Origin of the sequence: Sphingomonas yabuuchiae (assembly GCF_001477495.1) — a bacterium.
Taxonomy (GTDB): domain Bacteria; phylum Pseudomonadota; class Alphaproteobacteria; order Sphingomonadales; family Sphingomonadaceae; genus Sphingomonas; species Sphingomonas yabuuchiae_A.
The window spans coordinates 1-17221 of record NZ_LDTF01000033.1 but is presented as its reverse complement, the minus strand read 5'-3'; the positions used below and the strand labels follow the sequence as shown (position 1 = coordinate 17221).

Sequence of the window (17221 nt, the reverse complement as noted above, 5' to 3'; positions counted from 1 at the left end):
GATGACGACGACGACCGCGCTGGCAGCCATGCGCACCGACTGGACCCGCGCCGAGATCGCCGCGCTGTTCGACCTGCCCTTCCCCGAGCTGCTGTTCCGTGCAGCGGAAGTGCACCGCGCACATCATGCGGCGGACGAGGTGCAGCTGTGCACGCTCTGCTCGATCAAGACCGGCGGCTGCCCCGAGGATTGCGGTTACTGCTCGCAGAGCGCCTCGGCGGAGAGCGACGTGAAGGCCGAAAAGCTGATGGACGTTCAGGCCGTCCTGACAGCGGCGGCGGAGGCCAAGGCGGCGGGGTCGCAGCGTTTCTGCATGGGCGCGGCCTGGCGCAGCCCCAAGGAGCGCGACATGGACAAGGTCGTCGCCATGGTCGAGGGAGTGAAGGCCATGGGGCTGGAGACCTGCATGACGCTGGGGATGCTCGACGCCCCCCAGGCGCAGCGGCTGGCCGAGGCGGGCCTCGACTATTACAACCACAATATCGACACTTCGCCAGAGAACTACGCCAACGTCATCACCACGCGCTGCTTCGAGGACCGGCTGGCGACGCTGTCCAACGTGCGTGAGGCGGGGATTTCGGTGTGCTGCGGCGGGATCGTCGGCATGGGCGAGACGCGCGGCGACCGGGTGGGCTTCGTCCATGCGCTCGCCACCCTGCCGCGCCACCCCGAAAGCGTGCCGGTCAACGCGCTGGTCCCGGTCAAGGGCACGGTGCTGGGCGACATGCTGGCCGATACGCCGCTGGCGCGGATCGACGATATCGAGTTCGTCCGCACCGTCGCAGTCGCGCGCATCACCATGCCGATGAGCATGGTCCGCCTGTCGGCGGGCCGCGAAAGCATGTCGGCGGCGACCCAGGCTTTGTGCTTCCTGGCGGGGGCGAACTCGATCTTCACCGGCGACAAGCTGCTGACCGCGGGCAATGCGGGCGACGATGCCGATGCCGCGCTGTTCGCCAAGCTGGGCCTGAAGCCGATGGAAGGCGCCGAGCCGATGCGGGTCGCGGCGGAGTGACCTTCTCACCGCCCTGTTCCCCGGCGAAGGCCGGGATCCAGTGGCGGTAAGCTTAAGATGGCGCGCCACCGGCCATGAAGACACTGGACCCCGGCCTTCGCCGGGGAACAGGCAGACACGGACCAACGACATAAAAGGAGAGGTATCCCCGTGTTCCAGAAGATTCTGATCGCCAATCGCGGGGAAATCGCGTGCCGGGTGATCCGCACCGCCCGCGCGATGGGCATCGCCACCGTCGCGGTCTATTCGGACGCCGATGCGGGCGCGCCGCATGTCCGGCTGGCCGATGAAGCGGTGCGCCTCGGCCCCGCGCCCGCCGCCGAAAGCTATCTCAAGGCCGAACTGATCCTTGCCGCGGCGAAGGCGACCGGCGCGGATGCCATCCATCCCGGCTATGGCTTCCTGTCGGAACGCGAGAGCTTCGCGCGCGCCTGTGCCGAGGCGGGGGTCGCCTTTATCGGCCCGCCGCCGAACGCCATCGCGGCGATGGGCGACAAGATCGAATCGAAGAAGCTGGCCAAGGCCGCAGGCGTCAATGTCGTCCCCGGCTATCTGGGCGAGATCGCCGATACCGAGGAAGCGGTGCGCATCGCCTCCAACATCGGCTTTCCCGTCATGATGAAGGCGTCGGCCGGTGGCGGCGGCAAGGGCATGCGGCTGGCCTGGTCCGAGGCGGACGTTCGCGAGGGCTTCGAGGCGACCAAGCGCGAAGGGCTGGCCAGCTTCGGCGACGACCGTGTCTTCATCGAGAAGTTCATCGAATCCCCGCGCCATATCGAAATCCAGGTGCTGGGCGACCAACATGGCAACATCGTCTATCTCGGCGAGCGCGAATGCTCGGTCCAGCGCCGCCACCAGAAGGTGGTCGAGGAAGCCCCGTCGCCCTTCGTCACGCCCGCAATGCGCCGCGCCATGGGCGAGCAGGCGGTCGCTCTTGCGCGCGCGGTCGGCTATTATTCGGCAGGCACCGTCGAGCTGATCGTGTCGGGTGCGGATACGAGCGGCAAGAGCTTCTACTTCCTCGAGATGAACACCCGGCTCCAGGTCGAGCATCCGGTGACCGAGGAGATTACCGGCCTCGATCTGGTCGAGCAGATGATCCGCGTCGCCGCCGGTGAACCCCTCGCCTTCACTCAGGACGAGGTGACGCTGACCGGCTGGGCGATCGAGAACCGGGTCTATGCCGAGGACCCGTATCGCGGCTTCCTGCCCTCGACCGGGCGGCTGGTGCGCTACAACCCGCCCGCCGAACATGCCGACGAGGCGGTGCGCGTCCGCGTCGACGACGGCGTGGCCGAGGGCGGCGAGGTCAGCATGTTCTACGATCCGATGATCGCCAAGCTGGTCACCTGGGCGCCGACCCGCGAAGCCGCGATCGACGCGCAGATCGCAGCACTCGACGCGTTCGAGATCGTCGGGCCGGGGACCAATATCGACTTCGTCTCCGCGCTGATGCAGCACCCGCGCTTCCGCTCCGGCGCGCTGTCGACCGGCTTCATTGCCGAGGAATATCCCGAGGGCTTCCAGGGCGCGCCGGCCTCCGCCGAACTGACCAAGACCCTCGCCGCCGTCGCCGCCTTCGCCGCCACCGCCGAGGCCGACCGCGCCCGCCGCATCGACGGGCAACTCGGCCACCGCCTGCAACCGCCCGCCGACTGGACGGTGCGGATCGGGGGAGCGGACCATGCGGTGAACGTCTCGACCGACGGGATCAGCGTCGATGGCACCGAGCTGGACCTCGCCATCGCCTATACGCCCGGCGACCGGATGATCGCGGTGGAGAACGAGGACGGCGAGACGCTCCACGTCCGCATCGCCAAGACCCGCACCGGCTTCAAGCTGACCACGCGCGGGGCCAGCCACACGGTCCGCGTCCTCCCCGCCCGCGCGGCGGCCTATGCTCGGCACCTCATCGAAAAGGTGCCGCCCGACCTGTCCAGATTCCTCATCGCGCCGATGCCCGGCCTGCTCGTCCGCCTCGACGTCGCCGAGGGCGACAAGGTCGAGGCAGGCCAGCCCCTCGCCGTCGTCGAGGCCATGAAGATGGAAAACATCCTCCGCGCCGCCAAGACCGGCACCGTCAAGACCATCGCCGCCAAGACCGGCGACAGTCTTGCAGTGGATGCGGTGATTTTGGAGCTGGAGTGAAATTCAGGAATGATGCTTAAACAAATGGCACCGATAAGAAGACAGGATTCCTGACCTATTTTCTCCGCGCGCTAAGTCATTGATTTTGCGTCACCGCGCAACCCGCCTATCAGCGAGTTGCACATTGAGGGGTACAGCAGGGGGCACACGTAAACAAGTGCTGGAGTGCTACGCAGCGGATAACCGAAGGCGGCTTGAATGACCCAGAAGCGGACAATCGCAGCTTCCCGCCTGCTTACCAGGATCCGGCATTCGTTCAGGTTGGAGGTAGCCGATGCCGCGAGTATTCCTCATGTCGCTGCAGCCAACCGAAATCCTCATCCATCTGCGTGGCTCTTCGCAGCTTCGACCAAGGCGTCGATGAAGACCCGAACCTTCGCCGACAAGGCCCGGTGGCTTGGATAGAGCGCGTGGATGGCAACCTCGTGGGTACGACCGGCAGGCCACAACCTGACCAGTCGGCCCTCCTCGACAGGAGCTTTGACGAGGAAGTCCGGAAGCCGTGCGATGCCGCAGCCGCCAAGGACGGCGGGCAGGATCGCTGCGGCGTCGGAGATCACGGCGTGCGGGCGGAATTCGGCGATGCCCGCTTGTTCAGCTGCGCCGTCGTGATAGGCCACTGGCCGATCCGCATAGTCGAGCAGCGTATGGGCCTGGAGATCGGACGCGCGAAGCGGCGTGCCGCGCACCGCGAGATAGTCAGGGCTCGCACACAGCCATGTCTTCGATGTCAGTAGGTGCTTCGCGATCAGATCGCTGTCGGCCAACGGGCCAACCCGGACAACCATGTCCACGAGCTCGGCCGGCATGTCGATGACGCGGTCATCGATCTTCAGGTCGACGCGCACTTGTGGATAAGCCGCCATGAAGGACGGCAGCATCGGCGCGACCAGCGCGCTTGCGATCGTGAACGGCAGACTGATCCGCAACGTGCCGCTCGGCACGGCGGCAAGACCTTCGAGCGCCGCCCCCGCCTCGTCGACATCGGCGAGGATGCGAAGGGCGTGCGGCCGGAACAGGATGCCAGCGTCGGTCAGGCGCATATGCCGGGTCGAGCGATCGAGGAGGACGGCACCGACCTGCTGCTCAAGCCTGGCCAATGCGCGACTGACCCCTGATTTTGATAAGCCCAATGACCTTGCCGCGGCCGAAACGCTCATCAGGTCGGTGATGCGCACGAAGGCACGAAGATCAGACAGGTCCATCATTGTTGCATCGTATGCGACACCTGTCGCGCATAGGCCATCTAATCGGGTCGCTATGCAACGACTATCCTTTCCCGACACGAAAGGATGCACCATGAGCCCCACGATCAATCAGGCCCAACCCGATGCGGTGACGGCGTTCCCGATCCACATACCCGAAGCCGACCTCAGCGACCTCGCCGACCGGCTCGATCGTGTGCGCTGGCCCGACCCCGGCACGACCACGGATGGGCGTCAGGGGCCTGCTTTGCCGACGATCCGGCGATTGGTCGAGCACTGGCGGGACGGCTACGATTGGCGGTCTACGGAGGCCATGCTCAACGGATGGGGCAGCAGCAGGACCGTTATCGACGGACTGGGCATCCACTTCCTACACATCCGGTCGCCACACGCGAATGCCACTCCATTGCTGCTGACCCACGGCTGGCCCGGCTCGATCCTTGAGTTCCGCGACCTGATCGGGCCGCTCACCGATCCGCAATCGCATGGCGGCGATGCCGCGGACGCCTTCCATCTCGTGATCCCGGCGCTGCCGGGCTTCGGCTTCTCGGACAAGCCCACCGGGCCCGGCTGGGGCGTGGGCCGCACCGCCGCGGCATGGGGGCAGTTGATGCAACAGCTGGGCTACGGCGACCGCTGGATGGCGCAGGGCGGCGACTGGGGGGCTGCGGTGACGACAGCGCTCGCCCATATGCGCGCGCCCGGTCTGGTTGGCATCCACCTCAACATGGTGATGTTTCAGCCAACGCACGCAGAAATCGCCGACGCAACGCCCGACGAACAGCGGATGCTTGACGACGCCCGGCGCTATGACCGGGAATACTCGGGCTATATGAAGCTGCAATGCACCCGTCCGCAATCGGTCGCATTCGCGCTGGCCGACTCCCCTGTAGGTCTGGCGAGCTGGATCTACGCGCTGTTTCAGGACGTATCCGACAGCGATGGTGAGCCCGAGCGCGTGATCTCGCTCGACCATCTCATCGACGACGTGATGCTCTACTGGCTACCAAACTCCGGGCCGAGTTCGGCGCGCTTCTACTGGGAGGCCGCGCAGGAGATGGCGCAACGAATGCCACACGGTCCGATCCCGTTACCGGCCGGGGTCAGCATGTTTCCCGGCGAGCAGGTTCGGCTCTCGCGGCGCTGGGCTGAAGCGCGCTTCGCGAACCTGCGCTTCTTTGCCGAGGCGGACAGTGGTGGACACTTCGCAGCGATGGAGAACCCGCAGATGCTGGTCGAGCATATCCGTTCAACCTGCCGCACAATCCGATAAACGGGAGTAGTAGCAGTGCACATCCTCGTCGTCATGGCGCATCCTGCCGGCCCGTCGCTGACCCGCTCCGTTGCGTCTTCAATTCTCGATGCAGGAGCAGCGCTCGGGCACACCGTCGAGCTTGCCGATCTGGTGGCGGAAGAGTTCGATCCGGTCTTCGGACCTGCTGACCATGCAGCGTTCACCGCAGCTGGCCCGACGCCGCCAGATGTACGCCGGGAACAGCAGCGGATCGATCGAGCGGATCATCTCATTCTCGTGCACCCGGTCTACTGGTGGTCAATGCCAGCGGTCCTCAAGGGCTGGATCGACCGCGTGTTCATATCCGGGTGGGCGTTCGAGGAAGATACCGATCGAGGCATCGTCAAGAAACTTGGACGGTTGAACGTCCATCTCGTCGCGCTAGCAGGCGCCAGCGTCGCGACCTATGCCAAGCACGGCTATCGCAATGCCATGCGCGCCCAAATCGATCATGGCATCTTTGACTTCTGCGGCGCGACGGTGGTCACGTCCGAACTCGTCGATGGGCAAACGGACGATCTCGCCTCGGTGCCAGCAAGGGTTGCCAGCCTTATTGGCTGCCACCTTGCGTGACGGCCGATGCAGCTGCGCTGCCTGACAGACCCAGAAACGGTCATTCGCGCTATTTTCGTCGCTTCCCAACTTCAGACATTCATTCATGTTCGGAGCGGGAGCCGTGCATCTAGCATCAGCGCGAGCTGGCCGTCGTAAGCTGTCTCGTAAATGATCGACCAGCGAGACGGCCGGGCGATTTCCGTTAGGATCGTAAAACCGGACAAAATAATCATTCCGTGGTGAGTAGGCTGGTGATGGCCAGAAGACCGGGCTACGATCACCGCAATATCAGGAAGAATGGCAAGTATGATGCAACTGCTACGCTCAGTATCGATGTCAATATTAGCGATAGCATCGGTCGCTGCCCCGACTCATGCAGCGCCTTCAGCGAAGGCTCAGGCTACGCCGGAAGCAAGGCTGGAACATAGCATCACATTCCTAAGCGAAGCAAATTCAAGCCCGACGCCGATCGATACCAGCGACGACGTCGTATTCTTGAAGGTTACAGTAAATGGACACGACGCTTGGGCCATGCTGGACAATGCCTGTGGTCACACCGTGATCGATCTTACCTATGCTAAATCAATTGGTTTGACCGTCGGACCGATCGTCGGAAAGCTCGATCTCGGCGCCGCGTCGCTGGACGAGCGGTTGGTCAAGGGCACCAGCATCGTCGTGCCGGGTCAGGTCACCTTTAACGGTTCGGTGGTGGCGATCGATATGCAGCCGTTCAGCCGTCTGGTCGGTCGCCCGGTGCAGGCGATCATCGGCGGCGATTACCTGGACCGGATGGCCGTCCTGATTCAGAACAGCCGCAAGCAGATGATCTTGGCCAAGTCCGGCGATATCACGCCCCGCGTCAAAGTTGCCACCCTCCCGCTGATCGATGGTAATCAAGTGTTCGCCAAGATAAACGGCCAAGCGGTCTCCCTAAAGGTCGACATGGGCTATAACGGCACGATCCGCCTTTCGGACGGGGCATGGGCGCGGGTCGTTCCAACCGGCACAAGTGCCAAGGAAGGCAAGACAGCGTCGCTTGACGGGGTCGCGAGAACCGGCCGATCGGTATCAAATGCGTCGCTTGTACTGGGACAAGTCAGCGTCAGCCCTATCAGCGTATCCGTGGGCGAAAAGCTGCCGGGAACAACTGACGGCCTGCTCGGCATGACGTTTCTTTCGAAGGCTGACTTCATTTTGGATGTGGACCAGAAAAAACTCTTCCTTATCCCCATCGAAGCACCGGCCGTACCATCCGCCTCGGCTCGGTGATACATGGGCAGTCTTACTCGCAACCATCGGGGCGGTCGGACAATCCTAAAAACGAAGGTCGAACGGGACGGCTCAGGCAACTCCCGCCTTCCTCAATTGCCCGGCGGGCTGGCCTTCCCGAAATCTGTTCCCGATTGCGTTTTCCCAAAACGGTCTGTTGAACATGGAGAAACGGGACTGCTGACGGTTGGCGGATCGGCCGGTTTCGGGATGCCGAGCCGATTCACAGAATGGCCGGAAATGGCTCGCTACCGGCCGGGCAGCCTAGCGGCCGCGAGGACCCAGAACCGGTCATTCACACCACCTCCCCCGCTTCCCAAAGTCAGCCATTCGTTCATGTCGATTTTTGAAGCAGTAGAGCCCAGCTCAGCGATATGGGCGCCGCAGATGGTTGGCGTATCAAGGTCCAGATTGAGCGTTACTACCGGAGCTCAGCTTACTAGCGTTTAAGATGACAGGTGCTGAGCCAGGATCAGTCCGCCGATGATGATCAGGACAAAGCCGCCTAGGATGCCAGCGTACCGACCCAGGTAGGGCCCAATATGCTTGCCCAGCATAACGCCGATGGTCGCCATCAACGTCGTCGTTCCACCAATGACCATGCAGGCAGCCCAAATGTTGACGTCCATAAGGGCAAGGGTCACACCGACGGCCGCCGCGTCGACGCTCGTTGCGATTGCTGTCGCAGCAAGCCGCAGCATGCTGGGCTTAGTCTCGCTGTCAATTTGGGCCGCATCGCCTTCACTCGTCCAGGCTTCCCGGATCGTATATGCACCAACGGCAAACAGTAGCGTGAACGCGACCCAATGGTCGTAATCGGCAATCCAATCATTTAGCGCAAAGCCAAGCAGCCAGCCTAGCGCGGGCGTCAGAGCTTCGAAAAAGCCGAACACGATGCCGACTTTAACGGCATCGCGAAGGCGGGCTCGTCCTTCGGTCGCCCCTTTGCCCAACGCCGCCGCGAAAGCATCGACAGACAGGCTTGCGCCCAAAGCGCCAAGCGTCATTATTCCGGGCATCACGTCATTACTCAGGGCCAGCAAACCAAACGATGCATGCACCCGTGGCCACAAAGCGGAGTGCTGCATCATTGGTCTCGCCGGGCAGGACGAACCTGCTGCTGCCGCCACGAGCCGATGGCTCAAGGATGTTGACGGCAACCCCACTACTGCGGGTAGCTACTCCCCAAGGACGAAGCCCAATATCTGGTGATTTCCGTTGCCACCAGATGATAAATGCGATCAATTTGATCCGATTGATCGAGGACGGCACGTCCTCTTCGCCTTATTGGGGGGGATCGCGAGATTGACGGGCGTTGCAAAACGTATCGATCGTTGCGAACCTTGCAAATCGGGCTTCAGAGGAAGCCGCGCTGCTCACGCAGATGTCTACGGGGCGAGTTGGGCGGAAGCAGCCATCCCGCCCCACCGCAACGACGACCCAATTACGGTCATTCCCCGCCTCTGGCCGGCTAGCCGACTCCGGCCGTTCATTCATCGGCCACGGTGCAAGGGGCATTGGGCATAGCCGCCACGTACATCGTGAAAAGAAATCCACAGGCCGTCGGGTGCCGGCAAGCGCCCAACTATAGCCATTAAGAATCCTGGTAGCGAATGCTCAGAGGACTGAACGGTCTCAGTGATGTTACGGATATCCGTATGAGACGGCGATGGAACGTCTTGAGGGTGGGTATGCCAATCGCCGACGTAATGTAGACCTTCTTGAAAAAGCGCTAAAATCTCGGCCTTCTCCGCCTTCCGGTCGGGACGGAAAGAAAATCGTGAGCGAAAGTCAGTAGCGCGAGGGCCAGTCGCCTTCGCGACGATCCAGCGATTATTTTTGATCGAAGCGAAAAGCTGGCCGCCGGCTTCGCGAGACCAGCATTTACGTTGCGCATTGCCACAAAGATGCGCGAGCACGTCCTGCTCAATATGCAGGACAAGGCCGTTTGGACCTTCGTAGGTAGCTACCTGCGCGATGGCCTTCACCGTCTCACTCCGTTGGCCATTGAGCAGCCATCATCTTCCCACCCTCAGCGGGATCGCCGACGACAGACTTAAAAGCAGCTGACCAAAAGCCGCCAGCTTGTTCAAGGTCAGAGGAAAGCCCCACCCATATTCGCCATACCGGCGCAACAGCACGGCCAGATGCGATATCCAGTGCCGCCCGAGCAACAAGATTTTGCCCCGCGGCAAGATCAATGGCGCCGTAGGGTGATGCAGATCCGCCGCAACGAGGATCTTTATCCTCCGACCACCACGACGCGGCCGCTGTCAGCGGCTTACCGGTGTTATCGAAACCGTTGCGAAGGCATACCTGCGGTCCTTGCAATGCGACAACGTGGGCTGCAATCGCACTGCGTTCGAGCCAAGTGTAAATTACCGGAATTACCAAGGCCCTAGCCACCTGCAGGTCGCTTAATGCAGCGCTGGCTCCCCAATCGCCGGTCGCATTTATGATCAACGAGACACCGTCAAATATCGATCGATCGTTCGCGATAGTGTGTCGCCAATCCGTACCGTAGCTAAATATATCCACGATGTCGGGTAAGTCCGCGAGTAGCTTAGCCTTGAGAGCATCGGCCTTGTTGGCGCCGACGAATCTTGCCCCAAGCTCGTGCCGACCGATATTCTCCCAACCAAGGGTGTCGGGATCAAATAAGCTAAACTTCTTGATCCCCTGCTGCGCCAGCAGCCTTGCTGCTCCTGCGCCTAAAGAGCCACATCCGATTATCGCAACATGTATGGTGTCTGCGTCGATTAGTTGCGGCGACGGAATTCTAGAAGTGGCTGCGTCCACTCGCCTGACCGATGCCCGATCAAACTTCAGCTTAAGTGGGAGCATCGCGGCAGGAGTCTTCCCAGGCCGGAACCCCTTGTTGTCGCGGCGCCCTGGGCCAGAGGACAGGATGATGGCCCCACCAGCAGTCTGTTCTGGAGATGAAGGACCACCCAGCACCACGACACCGCCTGAACCATTGAACGGTTGGGCTTCGTCGAAGGTCGAGGTTTGGCCGGTTTCCTCGAACAAAGTGCGCAGATCGGAACACGATCGTGGATAAGCGGATGGCTCAGGAAGCCTCTCCATCCACAAAAAAAGCGAGCGTTCGAAGTCCCCCTTGTAGTCCTCTCCTACCCTGTGCTGAATCCAGCGACGCAGCCGTTCTCCATCGTCCGAGACGATCCGCTGGCTGCCATAGATCCCGAGGAACAGCGATCGTGTCGGCGGTGCAATATCGAAAAGGGTCTGGACGGATCGAGTAGTCGTGCTGCCATGAGACCAATAGGCCTCAAAATCAACGACATAGTCCTCTCGTAGTTCACCGCGATCTAACGCCTCTAACAAATTAGACGCTTGCGTTATGAAGTGTGACACTACCCCTGCTGGATCGAGGCTATCAGTTGTCGTCTCGGATGTGACCAGACAAAGGCGGCCACCGTCCTCGATATGTGGCCCGTCTTCGGGCGCACCGGGCCCAAAGAAAGCAGCAATCGGCTTTGTGTAAGGGAAGAGCTGATCCACTGCGACGAGCAGTGATACGTCCTCCCGCAGCCGTAGGCGCCAACCTACGAACGTCGGGCTGAGGCCGCTCCTAGCAAGCTGCCAAGAATTAGCTCGGACCGCCTTCGGGAAGGCGATCCGAAGCCAATCATCTACGATCTTGACGGCATCAGCACGGGTAACCATGACTGCCACCTAACTGGAAGCGTAGGTCCCGCCTCCGCTCTTGTTTACCGGGGACTTCGGTTCCCCATCATCATCACCATCTTCCGGCGGCTGCTCGGAAAACCAGCTCGTACAAAAAACTTTGTCCCAGGCCTTCATTGCCTTTTCATGCGTACAATCGACCTCATCGAGAACGTCCAAATGACCGAGATTTTCATTCAAGCGGTCCATAAAGTATGTAGGCCGAGGATCCCCATCAGAAATGAGTTCTTCATCCACTACCGGATGCTGCACTGACTTGTTATACACAAGGCGGTCTGCAATAGACTTCATTGTACTGCGAAGCGCGTCATCGTCGCGGTTGAGCCTTCCGACAAAACACTCCGACGCTAACTTGGTAAGTGCGAACCCACTTGGATTTTTCCCCTTCCACGAAGGTCGGCTCTTGCTGAACATCTTTAAATATCGGACGACGCGGCGAAATTGCCCCTCCCCGACCGCCTCTGGGCTTAAATCCTTATTCGTCTCGTTAAACCATGTCGTGACCTTCTTGGCATCTGATTTGCGCCAACTAGCTCCGGCCAGTTCATAGCTATATTCAATTTTGTTGGTCCAGATGTTGGTCGTCTCGAGGCGACGATATGTTGGTATGTCAACATGATAGCCCGCATCATAATAAACACGGACGCAATTAGTTCTAACGTCAGGGGGTGTTTTAAATTTATCGTCCTGAACCGCCGCGCAAACCATCTTGCGCACCTCAAGCGCAGACATGGCGCCCCCCTGAGCGCCGACAAGATCGGCAGCCTTGAAATAGAGGCCGTCATCAATATCGTAGTCGAGGTTGTCATCCTGAACCATCGTGTGCATCGCATACGATCCCTGCGTATGCGAGCCGAGTGGCTTTGGCTTCCCGTCTCTGATTAGGCCGGCCTTCAGGCGGGTCCGGTTGCTATTCCGACGGGTGCGCATATTGGTGCGCTCACCTCCGACGATGGCAACCTTTTCATCATGAAATCCACGAACCTGCTTCGATGTATTAAACATTGGTTGCATCTTCTCCCCTGCACGGCATAGCTTCAAATAGGCCTTTGATGAGCCGGCCATTTGCATCTGCGCTGTTGTCGCAGGCACTTTTTGCCAAGTTGACGTCAGCGCGCGCCTGATCAATCAATGCCGTCATCGCCTCGTCAGACGAATTGTCTAACTCCAAGTGCGGTACTATATCCGGCCGGAGATCACCTTTGGGGAAGCGCACGACGCTTATAGAGCGGCCGAGATCGGTAAACTCCCGCGCGAACATACTTGCCATATTATCGAAAGCAAATTCTTGCGCTGCGATGCTGAGGGAGGCTGCTTTGGCTCCGAACTGCCAGTCGACATAACCGCGATCCAGGTCGTCCTTCGCAATGCGCTCCCCATCAGGCTTAGGATAACTGCCGAGGGCGTAAATCTCGATTGGGCGTGTCCGGTCCATCTTTATGGCGTCGAGCAAACCAACGAGTACAGGATTGTTGGCCCATAAGCCGCCGTCTGCAAAAACCCGGTAACCACCTAATTCGCCGCCCGCATCAACCGCAGCCAGGGAGCGAAAGATGGGCGCGGCGCTGGTTGCCATGCAGGCGTCGACCAGCTTCGTATCATCGTCGCGCGTCCCGCCCCAGTGGCCGGTTTTGAAGACCCATGATCGTTGCTGACTCATCTCGACCGCCGGTATCGCCAGGGCGATGCCGCGCGATGTTTCAACCTCTTTAAATGTCTTGGCGCCTAACACCGCGGTCAGTGCCTCTTTCAAAGCTTCCGCACCGCGTCGATTGATCGATCCACGACGTGGCATCTGTTTTAGTACTCTCACCGTCGACGACGGCACTCGCTCCGGAAAAATCTTTGGTCCATTTTCCCGGTATAGTTTCACCACCTTCGAAAGTGGCTCGCCAGCCGCAAGTGCACAGCCTACGATAGCGCCGGTGCTGGTGCCAACGATTAAGTCGAAGCCCTTTCCAACGTCTAACGCGTTACAGCCGCGCTTCTTGGCGAAGAGTGACGACAGTTCATGTAGGAACGCCGCGGAGTAGACTCCCCGCATGCCCCCTCCGTCTATAGTCAGGACGCGGAGAGGTTTTGAAATATCCATCTGCAGAGCATATCAAATATGCTGGAACACTCAAGATATATGACGGCATCGTCATTGGCATAAAGCAGCCATTTTGGTTGGAATGCTGGGTCGGCGCTTGGGCCTTCGGTGTTCGAAATCAATCGGCTTCGGACACGCCTTGACGTCCTCCCTATTTTTTTCATCCAAGCTGAGTGAGAGTTTTCCGGCCCTTTGGAGCCCACGGGCGAGGAGCTGGGACATGAAGAAGTCGAGGTATACGGAAGAGCAGATCGCGTTCGCGCTGAAGCAGGCGGAGACGGGCCCGCCGGTGAACAGCTACTGATTCCTGTCGCTGGCGGATGATCGCGTCAAGATCGAGGCCTGGCGGCGGGACTATAAGGACAGCCGTCCTCACACGGCGCTTGGCTGGCTGACGCCAGCCGAATATGCTGCATCCGCCGGGGTTAACCCCGGCGGATGCAGGCCGGAAACTCGCATCATGCCCGGATGAGAAACCGGGGGACCGTCAGCCAAGGGCGAACCGGTATTTTAAGAAATGGAGGTAGACCCCATGTACCCCGCATGGCCTTCCTAGAGATCAGCGAGCGCGACCGCCTCGATATGACAAAGCTTCACGCTTCGATCAGCGACCTGAGCAAGGCGGTGACTTGGGCACAGCACGTCATGAAGAAGAAGTGGTACAGGGGGCCATGGAGCCGCGGGCAGACCTACAGTCATCAATCGGCCTACATCACGTCAATCGTGATGGCCTATGGGCGCGTGTTCGCTTCTGGAAGGAACGGCCGCAGGTTTCCCGAAAAGCTGATACAGTATGACGACAGCGAATGGGCTCTGCATCACCGGCTACTTGAAATGCGCAATGCAGTTTACGCTCATTCTTCGCTCGACAGATTCACCGTGAAGCCGTGGAAGGTGGATGATTTCGAAACCACCGTCATCGGCGAGCCGATCAACAAGATCGAGGAGACGGACTTGAAGCGGCTGATCGTGATGGCTGAACGTCTGCAATCAGCGGCATCCAAGCGCTACGCCGAGATCGTCGGGCCGTACCGCCAGTCGTCACGCGCCTCCGACTCAAAAGCTTCGGCACTCGATCGAGCCATGGAAGCGATCGGACAGCTTGAGGTAGGCGAGGCGATCGCAATACCGATCACGACCGATCCCGCCTAAGGCGACTATTTTAGGAAGATAGTCGAGAAGCAGATGCTGCCGAACGCGGACGTTTTAGATCCCTAACCCGCCGGCTGAACAAATGTCTGCTTCTTGCGACCGGTGACCGGAAGCGAATGGCCCGCTTTCCAACACCGACGGGTATCCAGGCCCCCAACTCTGTGGCCTGAATGAACGTCCGCTTTTTTGCGACGCTCGTCCGATAGCGGACAGGCCGCTCTCCACCAGATGAATGCCGGTCGACTTCCTATCGGTATGTCCTGTAGCTTACCCTGAGACTATGCCACCACGATAAGATGTATGGCCCGACCGCATGCCATCCGGTCGATGGCGTAGAGCGCCTGTGTGTCTTTCGCGCCTTGGCCCAAGAACCATTGCTGCGCTGGTGCAGCGAACGCGACATTCGCGCGAGACCATCCATAGCGATCAGCGGTCGCGCTAAGGCCTGATGCCGCAGACCGGACAAACCAAAGAGGGTTCAGGGCGGCTGACCGTCTGAACCATCGGCGCCCGTCCGCTTCTTCGACGACAAGGGCGAATGCCGCAGGATGAATTTCAGCAAGCCGCAAGGCGGCAGCCATCGCGCTGACGCTGAACGTGGCGGCAACTTGATAGACGAGACCGAATGACATCGGGACGCCAGCGACCAATGGTTCCAGCATAAAGCGGGGCATGAGCAGACCGGCAGCATACCCGTCCGCCTCGCGTTCGCAGCCCGCCGCACCGACTTGTTGGTCGGCGGCGCCATGGCAGATCAGCTGTTGGCCGCGATGATGGTGCCAATGACCCAGTTCATGCGCGACGGAGAAACGCTGCCGAACGCGGCTGGCCCGGCAATCGACTGTGATGATTGCCCTGTTACCCAAACCGACGATCCGCGCATCGCCACTGCCAAGGCGACGATAGCGTACCACCGCGCCCACGGCATGGGCGATGACCTCGACATCGATCTCGCCCGGTTCAGTGATGCCGAGGTCATGCAGCAGACGCTCGGCAGGCGGATCAACCGCGTCCGTCACGCAGGGCGGTCGCCTGTTTCGTGGTCGAGTTCGACCAGGTCGTCGATCAGGTCGTCGATATCGTGGTCGTCGTTGCCGCGGGCAGCGAGCGTCATGCGCAGGTCAACATCGCCCGACATGGCTTGCTGCAATTGCGCCCGGAGACGCGCCCGATCGATCGGTACGACCCGAGCGTCGGCACCGGCATCGAGTTTGGCCCGAATCGCGCGCAGGTTCGCCTTCTTCACTGCCAGCTGCGCCTGAGCGATCTCCGCCTGCAGGTCGGCCAGATCAGGCTCAACGTCCTCTCCGTCGAGGAAGTCGTCCAGCAGTCGCAGCTGCATCAATTCGTCCGCGTCGGTGGTCATGGTATGCTCCTGTCCTTGGCGGCGGCCGCCAGCTTGCGCTGCAATTGCTTGCGCACCGATGCGAGGCCTTTGGCATCGAGCCCCAGCCGGTTCTGCAAGGCGATGCCCTTCTCGCCGTCGAGCACCGCATCCAGCAAGGTGACCAACTGCGGGTCGTCCCCGATCGACTGTTGGATCGCGGCCAGGGTCCGCCGGTAATGCAGCGCATCATGCCCGACCTGCTCCGGGCTGGGCGCCAATGAGGCCATCGCCAGCGTATCGTCGTCGAGGTCGAGCGGGACCGGGTGCAGGCCGTCGCGTTCGGCTTCGCGTTCCTGCGAGGTCAGGCTGCGCATGATCCCAATCAGGAAGTTCACGATGTCGTAGCCGCGCCGACATTGGCGACGACCGTCGAGCGCCCGGACAAACGCCTCCTGCCGCAGGTCACCGGCAAGCATGTAGTGGCCCTGCACCAGATAGCGCGACCGCCGCAGCAGACGCTGATGGTCGGTTGTCGTCAGTGCCCCCAGCATCGCGTTGACCTCGGCAGTCGAATAGACATCGGCGGGCGGCTGAACCGGTGTTGCTGTCGGCGTGACGGCTGAGATGACGGCCTCCCTTACTCTATAAAGCGGACGGCTCGGCATTTTCGGACAGAAGCATGAAATATTTATTGGCCGCTGTCCGAATTTGTGAGGTCGTCCGCTTTATAGGTAGAGAGGTTCTGTCGCCGGGATGTTAAGGCGTCATGATCGGTCGACGCGATGATCGACCGACCGTGTTAGCCGGTTTAGATCATGCTGCCAGCGGCCGGGTCCGGACGGCGGCGCGATCGGTGAAGATTGTGCCGCGAGCGACCAGCTTGGCGAGCCGCAGCTCGGCGCGGGCGATGCCTTCGTCACGGTCGGCCGGCTGGTGGGCCAGCTGGATCAGCTCGCCCGGCGCCAGCCGGTACGCCTTGCGGATGCCGGGCTGCGGCAGGATGATCGCCCGCGATCCATTGCGGCTCAGATACAGGCGGCAGTCGGTCTGCAGGTGGCAGATGCTGTCACGTACCGCGCACAGCGTGATGCCGGTCAACTGGTAGCCGTCTTCGGCATCGGCAAAATCCAGATACACCAGATCATTGCCGCTGCTGTGCGCGATGGCACCGATACGCAGCCGCCCTTCGGCTCCGCCCATTTCGCCGGCGAGGATCGCCGCGCCGGGCTTCATCGCGCGGTTGCCGACCAGCATCTGGGCGACGGCCTCGGTGTGGCGGCGGATGATCGCGGTCTTGTCGGTCGTCATTATCGTCTTCTCCATTTTCATCCCCGGATCGGGGACCATCCTCCTTCCTTCGTATCTTGCCCCCGGCAGGCGGGCGGGACCGCTGCGGATCCCGCCCGTCATTGTTAGCCGTCGCGGAAGCGAGGCAGCCAGACGTCGTAGAAACCCT

Annotated in this window: 16 protein-coding genes, 1 pseudogene and 1 riboswitch; of the genes and pseudogenes, 7 read left to right on the top strand and 10 right to left on the bottom strand. The window is 61.0% G+C overall.

Annotated features, from left to right (window positions below; translation table 11 throughout):
- The first annotated feature begins 1 nt into the window (after position 1).
- Together bioB and NS355_RS07890 are read left to right on the top strand one after the other, a co-directional pair.
- Positions 2-1015, top strand: a complete 1014-nt coding sequence (bioB, locus tag NS355_RS07895) for a biotin synthase BioB (protein ID WP_058745215.1) — start codon at positions 2-4, stop codon at positions 1013-1015.
- A 150-nt stretch (positions 1016-1165) separates the two neighbouring features.
- Positions 1166-3163: an acetyl-CoA carboxylase biotin carboxylase subunit gene (locus tag NS355_RS07890; RefSeq protein ID WP_058745208.1), complete on the top strand. Its 1998-nt coding sequence runs from the start codon at positions 1166-1168 to the stop codon at positions 3161-3163.
- 317 nt (positions 3164-3480) lie between these two features.
- Here the strand turns inward: NS355_RS07890 and NS355_RS07885 are convergent, their stop codons facing one another.
- Complete coding sequence (locus NS355_RS07885; protein ID WP_058745207.1) at positions 3481-4371, bottom strand: LysR family transcriptional regulator; 891 nt, start codon at positions 4369-4371, stop codon at positions 3481-3483.
- A gap of 91 nt (positions 4372-4462) precedes the next feature.
- On the opposite strand from NS355_RS07885, the gene NS355_RS07880 reads away from it, so the two are divergent.
- From NS355_RS07880 to NS355_RS07870, 3 genes are all read left to right on the top strand, one after another.
- On the top strand, positions 4463-5641 hold the full coding sequence (locus NS355_RS07880; protein ID WP_058745206.1) for an epoxide hydrolase family protein: 1179 nt from the start codon (positions 4463-4465) through the stop codon (positions 5639-5641).
- Between the two features lie 15 nt (positions 5642-5656).
- Positions 5657-6235 (top strand): NAD(P)H-dependent oxidoreductase, encoded by a 579-nt coding sequence (locus tag NS355_RS07875; protein WP_058745205.1) that lies wholly within the window; start codon positions 5657-5659, stop codon positions 6233-6235.
- Positions 6236-6514: 279 nt separating this feature from the next.
- Entirely contained in the window at positions 6515-7486 is a 972-nt protein-coding gene (locus tag NS355_RS07870; protein ID WP_084787695.1) for an aspartyl protease family protein, read from the top strand.
- 446 nt (positions 7487-7932) lie between these two features.
- On the opposite strand, the gene NS355_RS07865 is transcribed toward NS355_RS07870, so the two are convergent.
- The 5 genes from NS355_RS07865 to NS355_RS07855 form a co-directional block, all read right to left on the bottom strand.
- Positions 7933-8493 (bottom strand): manganese efflux pump MntP family protein, encoded by a 561-nt coding sequence (locus NS355_RS07865; protein ID WP_430727000.1) that lies wholly within the window; start codon positions 8491-8493, stop codon positions 7933-7935.
- Between the two features lie 18 nt (positions 8494-8511).
- A riboswitch (yybP-ykoY riboswitch) is annotated at positions 8512-8695 on the bottom strand.
- Positions 8696-8979: 284 nt separating this feature from the next.
- On the bottom strand, positions 8980-9474 hold the full coding sequence (locus tag NS355_RS18210; RefSeq protein WP_167345426.1) for a Mov34/MPN/PAD-1 family protein: 495 nt from the start codon (positions 9472-9474) through the stop codon (positions 8980-8982).
- Positions 9475-9478: 4 nt separating this feature from the next.
- Positions 9479-11173 carry a ThiF family adenylyltransferase gene (locus NS355_RS18205; RefSeq protein ID WP_084787694.1) on the bottom strand — a complete coding sequence of 565 codons (1695 nt, stop codon included), beginning with the start codon at positions 11171-11173 and terminating at the stop codon, positions 9479-9481.
- Between the two features lie 9 nt (positions 11174-11182).
- Positions 11183-12208: a cyclic GMP-AMP synthase DncV-like nucleotidyltransferase gene (locus NS355_RS18690; RefSeq protein WP_153008127.1), complete on the bottom strand. Its 1026-nt coding sequence runs from the start codon at positions 12206-12208 to the stop codon at positions 11183-11185.
- The gene (locus NS355_RS07855) at positions 12192-13286 is read right to left on the bottom strand and encodes a patatin-like phospholipase family protein (protein ID WP_058745202.1); all 1095 of its coding nucleotides are present in this window, start codon (positions 13284-13286) and stop codon (positions 12192-12194) included. Before NS355_RS07855 ends, NS355_RS18690 begins: the two co-directional genes overlap by 17 nt.
- A 304-nt stretch (positions 13287-13590) precedes the next feature.
- Between NS355_RS07855 and NS355_RS18200 the strand changes: the two are divergent.
- A pseudogene (locus NS355_RS18200) lies at positions 13591-13758 on the top strand (integrase core domain-containing protein); the annotation flags it as partial.
- Between the two features lie 71 nt (positions 13759-13829).
- Positions 13830-14438 (top strand): hypothetical protein, encoded by a 609-nt coding sequence (locus NS355_RS07845; RefSeq protein WP_058745200.1) that lies wholly within the window; start codon positions 13830-13832, stop codon positions 14436-14438.
- A 278-nt stretch (positions 14439-14716) separates the two neighbouring features.
- On the opposite strand, the gene NS355_RS07840 is transcribed toward NS355_RS07845, so the two are convergent.
- The 4 genes from NS355_RS07840 to NS355_RS07825 form a co-directional block, all read right to left on the bottom strand.
- Complete coding sequence (locus NS355_RS07840) at positions 14717-15457, bottom strand: ImmA/IrrE family metallo-endopeptidase (RefSeq protein WP_058745199.1); 741 nt, start codon at positions 15455-15457, stop codon at positions 14717-14719.
- Complete coding sequence (locus NS355_RS07835; RefSeq protein WP_058745198.1) at positions 15454-15804, bottom strand: hypothetical protein; 351 nt, start codon at positions 15802-15804, stop codon at positions 15454-15456. Before NS355_RS07835 ends, NS355_RS07840 begins: the two co-directional genes overlap by 4 nt.
- Entirely contained in the window at positions 15801-16430 is a 630-nt protein-coding gene (locus tag NS355_RS07830) for a hypothetical protein (protein WP_153008126.1), read from the bottom strand. Before NS355_RS07830 ends, NS355_RS07835 begins: the two co-directional genes overlap by 4 nt.
- 148 nt (positions 16431-16578) lie before the next feature.
- The gene (locus tag NS355_RS07825) at positions 16579-17073 is read right to left on the bottom strand and encodes a hypothetical protein (protein ID WP_153008125.1); all 495 of its coding nucleotides are present in this window, start codon (positions 17071-17073) and stop codon (positions 16579-16581) included.
- Positions 17074-17221 lie beyond the last annotated feature (148 nt).

What these genes read in the sequence shown, in the direction of transcription:
- NS355_RS18205 (WP_084787694.1), bottom strand. Translation starts at nt 11,173, where the DNA reads ATGGTTACCCGTGCTGATGCCGTCAAGATCGTAGATGATTGGCTTCGG.
- NS355_RS18690 (WP_153008127.1), bottom strand. Translation starts at nt 12,208, where the DNA reads ATGCAACCAATGTTTAATACATCGAAGCAGGTTCGTGGATTTCATGAT.
- NS355_RS07865 (WP_430727000.1), bottom strand. Translation starts at nt 8,493, where the DNA reads ATGACGCTTGGCGCTTTGGGCGCAAGCCTGTCTGTCGATGCTTTCGCG.
- NS355_RS07885 (WP_058745207.1), bottom strand. Translation starts at nt 4,371, where the DNA reads ATGATGGACCTGTCTGATCTTCGTGCCTTCGTGCGCATCACCGACCTG.
- NS355_RS07880 (WP_058745206.1), top strand. Translation starts at nt 4,463, where the DNA reads ATGAGCCCCACGATCAATCAGGCCCAACCCGATGCGGTGACGGCGTTC.
- NS355_RS07845 (WP_058745200.1), top strand. Translation starts at nt 13,830, where the DNA reads ATGGCCTTCCTAGAGATCAGCGAGCGCGACCGCCTCGATATGACAAAG.
- NS355_RS07830 (WP_153008126.1), bottom strand. Translation starts at nt 16,430, where the DNA reads ATGCCGAGCCGTCCGCTTTATAGAGTAAGGGAGGCCGTCATCTCAGCC.
- NS355_RS07825 (WP_153008125.1), bottom strand. Translation starts at nt 17,073, where the DNA reads ATGACGACCGACAAGACCGCGATCATCCGCCGCCACACCGAGGCCGTC.
- NS355_RS07835 (WP_058745198.1), bottom strand. Translation starts at nt 15,804, where the DNA reads ATGACCACCGACGCGGACGAATTGATGCAGCTGCGACTGCTGGACGAC.
- NS355_RS07855 (WP_058745202.1), bottom strand. Translation starts at nt 13,286, where the DNA reads ATGGATATTTCAAAACCTCTCCGCGTCCTGACTATAGACGGAGGGGGC.
- bioB (WP_058745215.1), top strand. Translation starts at nt 2, where the DNA reads ATGACGACGACGACCGCGCTGGCAGCCATGCGCACCGACTGGACCCGC.
- NS355_RS07870 (WP_084787695.1), top strand. Translation starts at nt 6,515, where the DNA reads ATGGCAAGTATGATGCAACTGCTACGCTCAGTATCGATGTCAATATTA.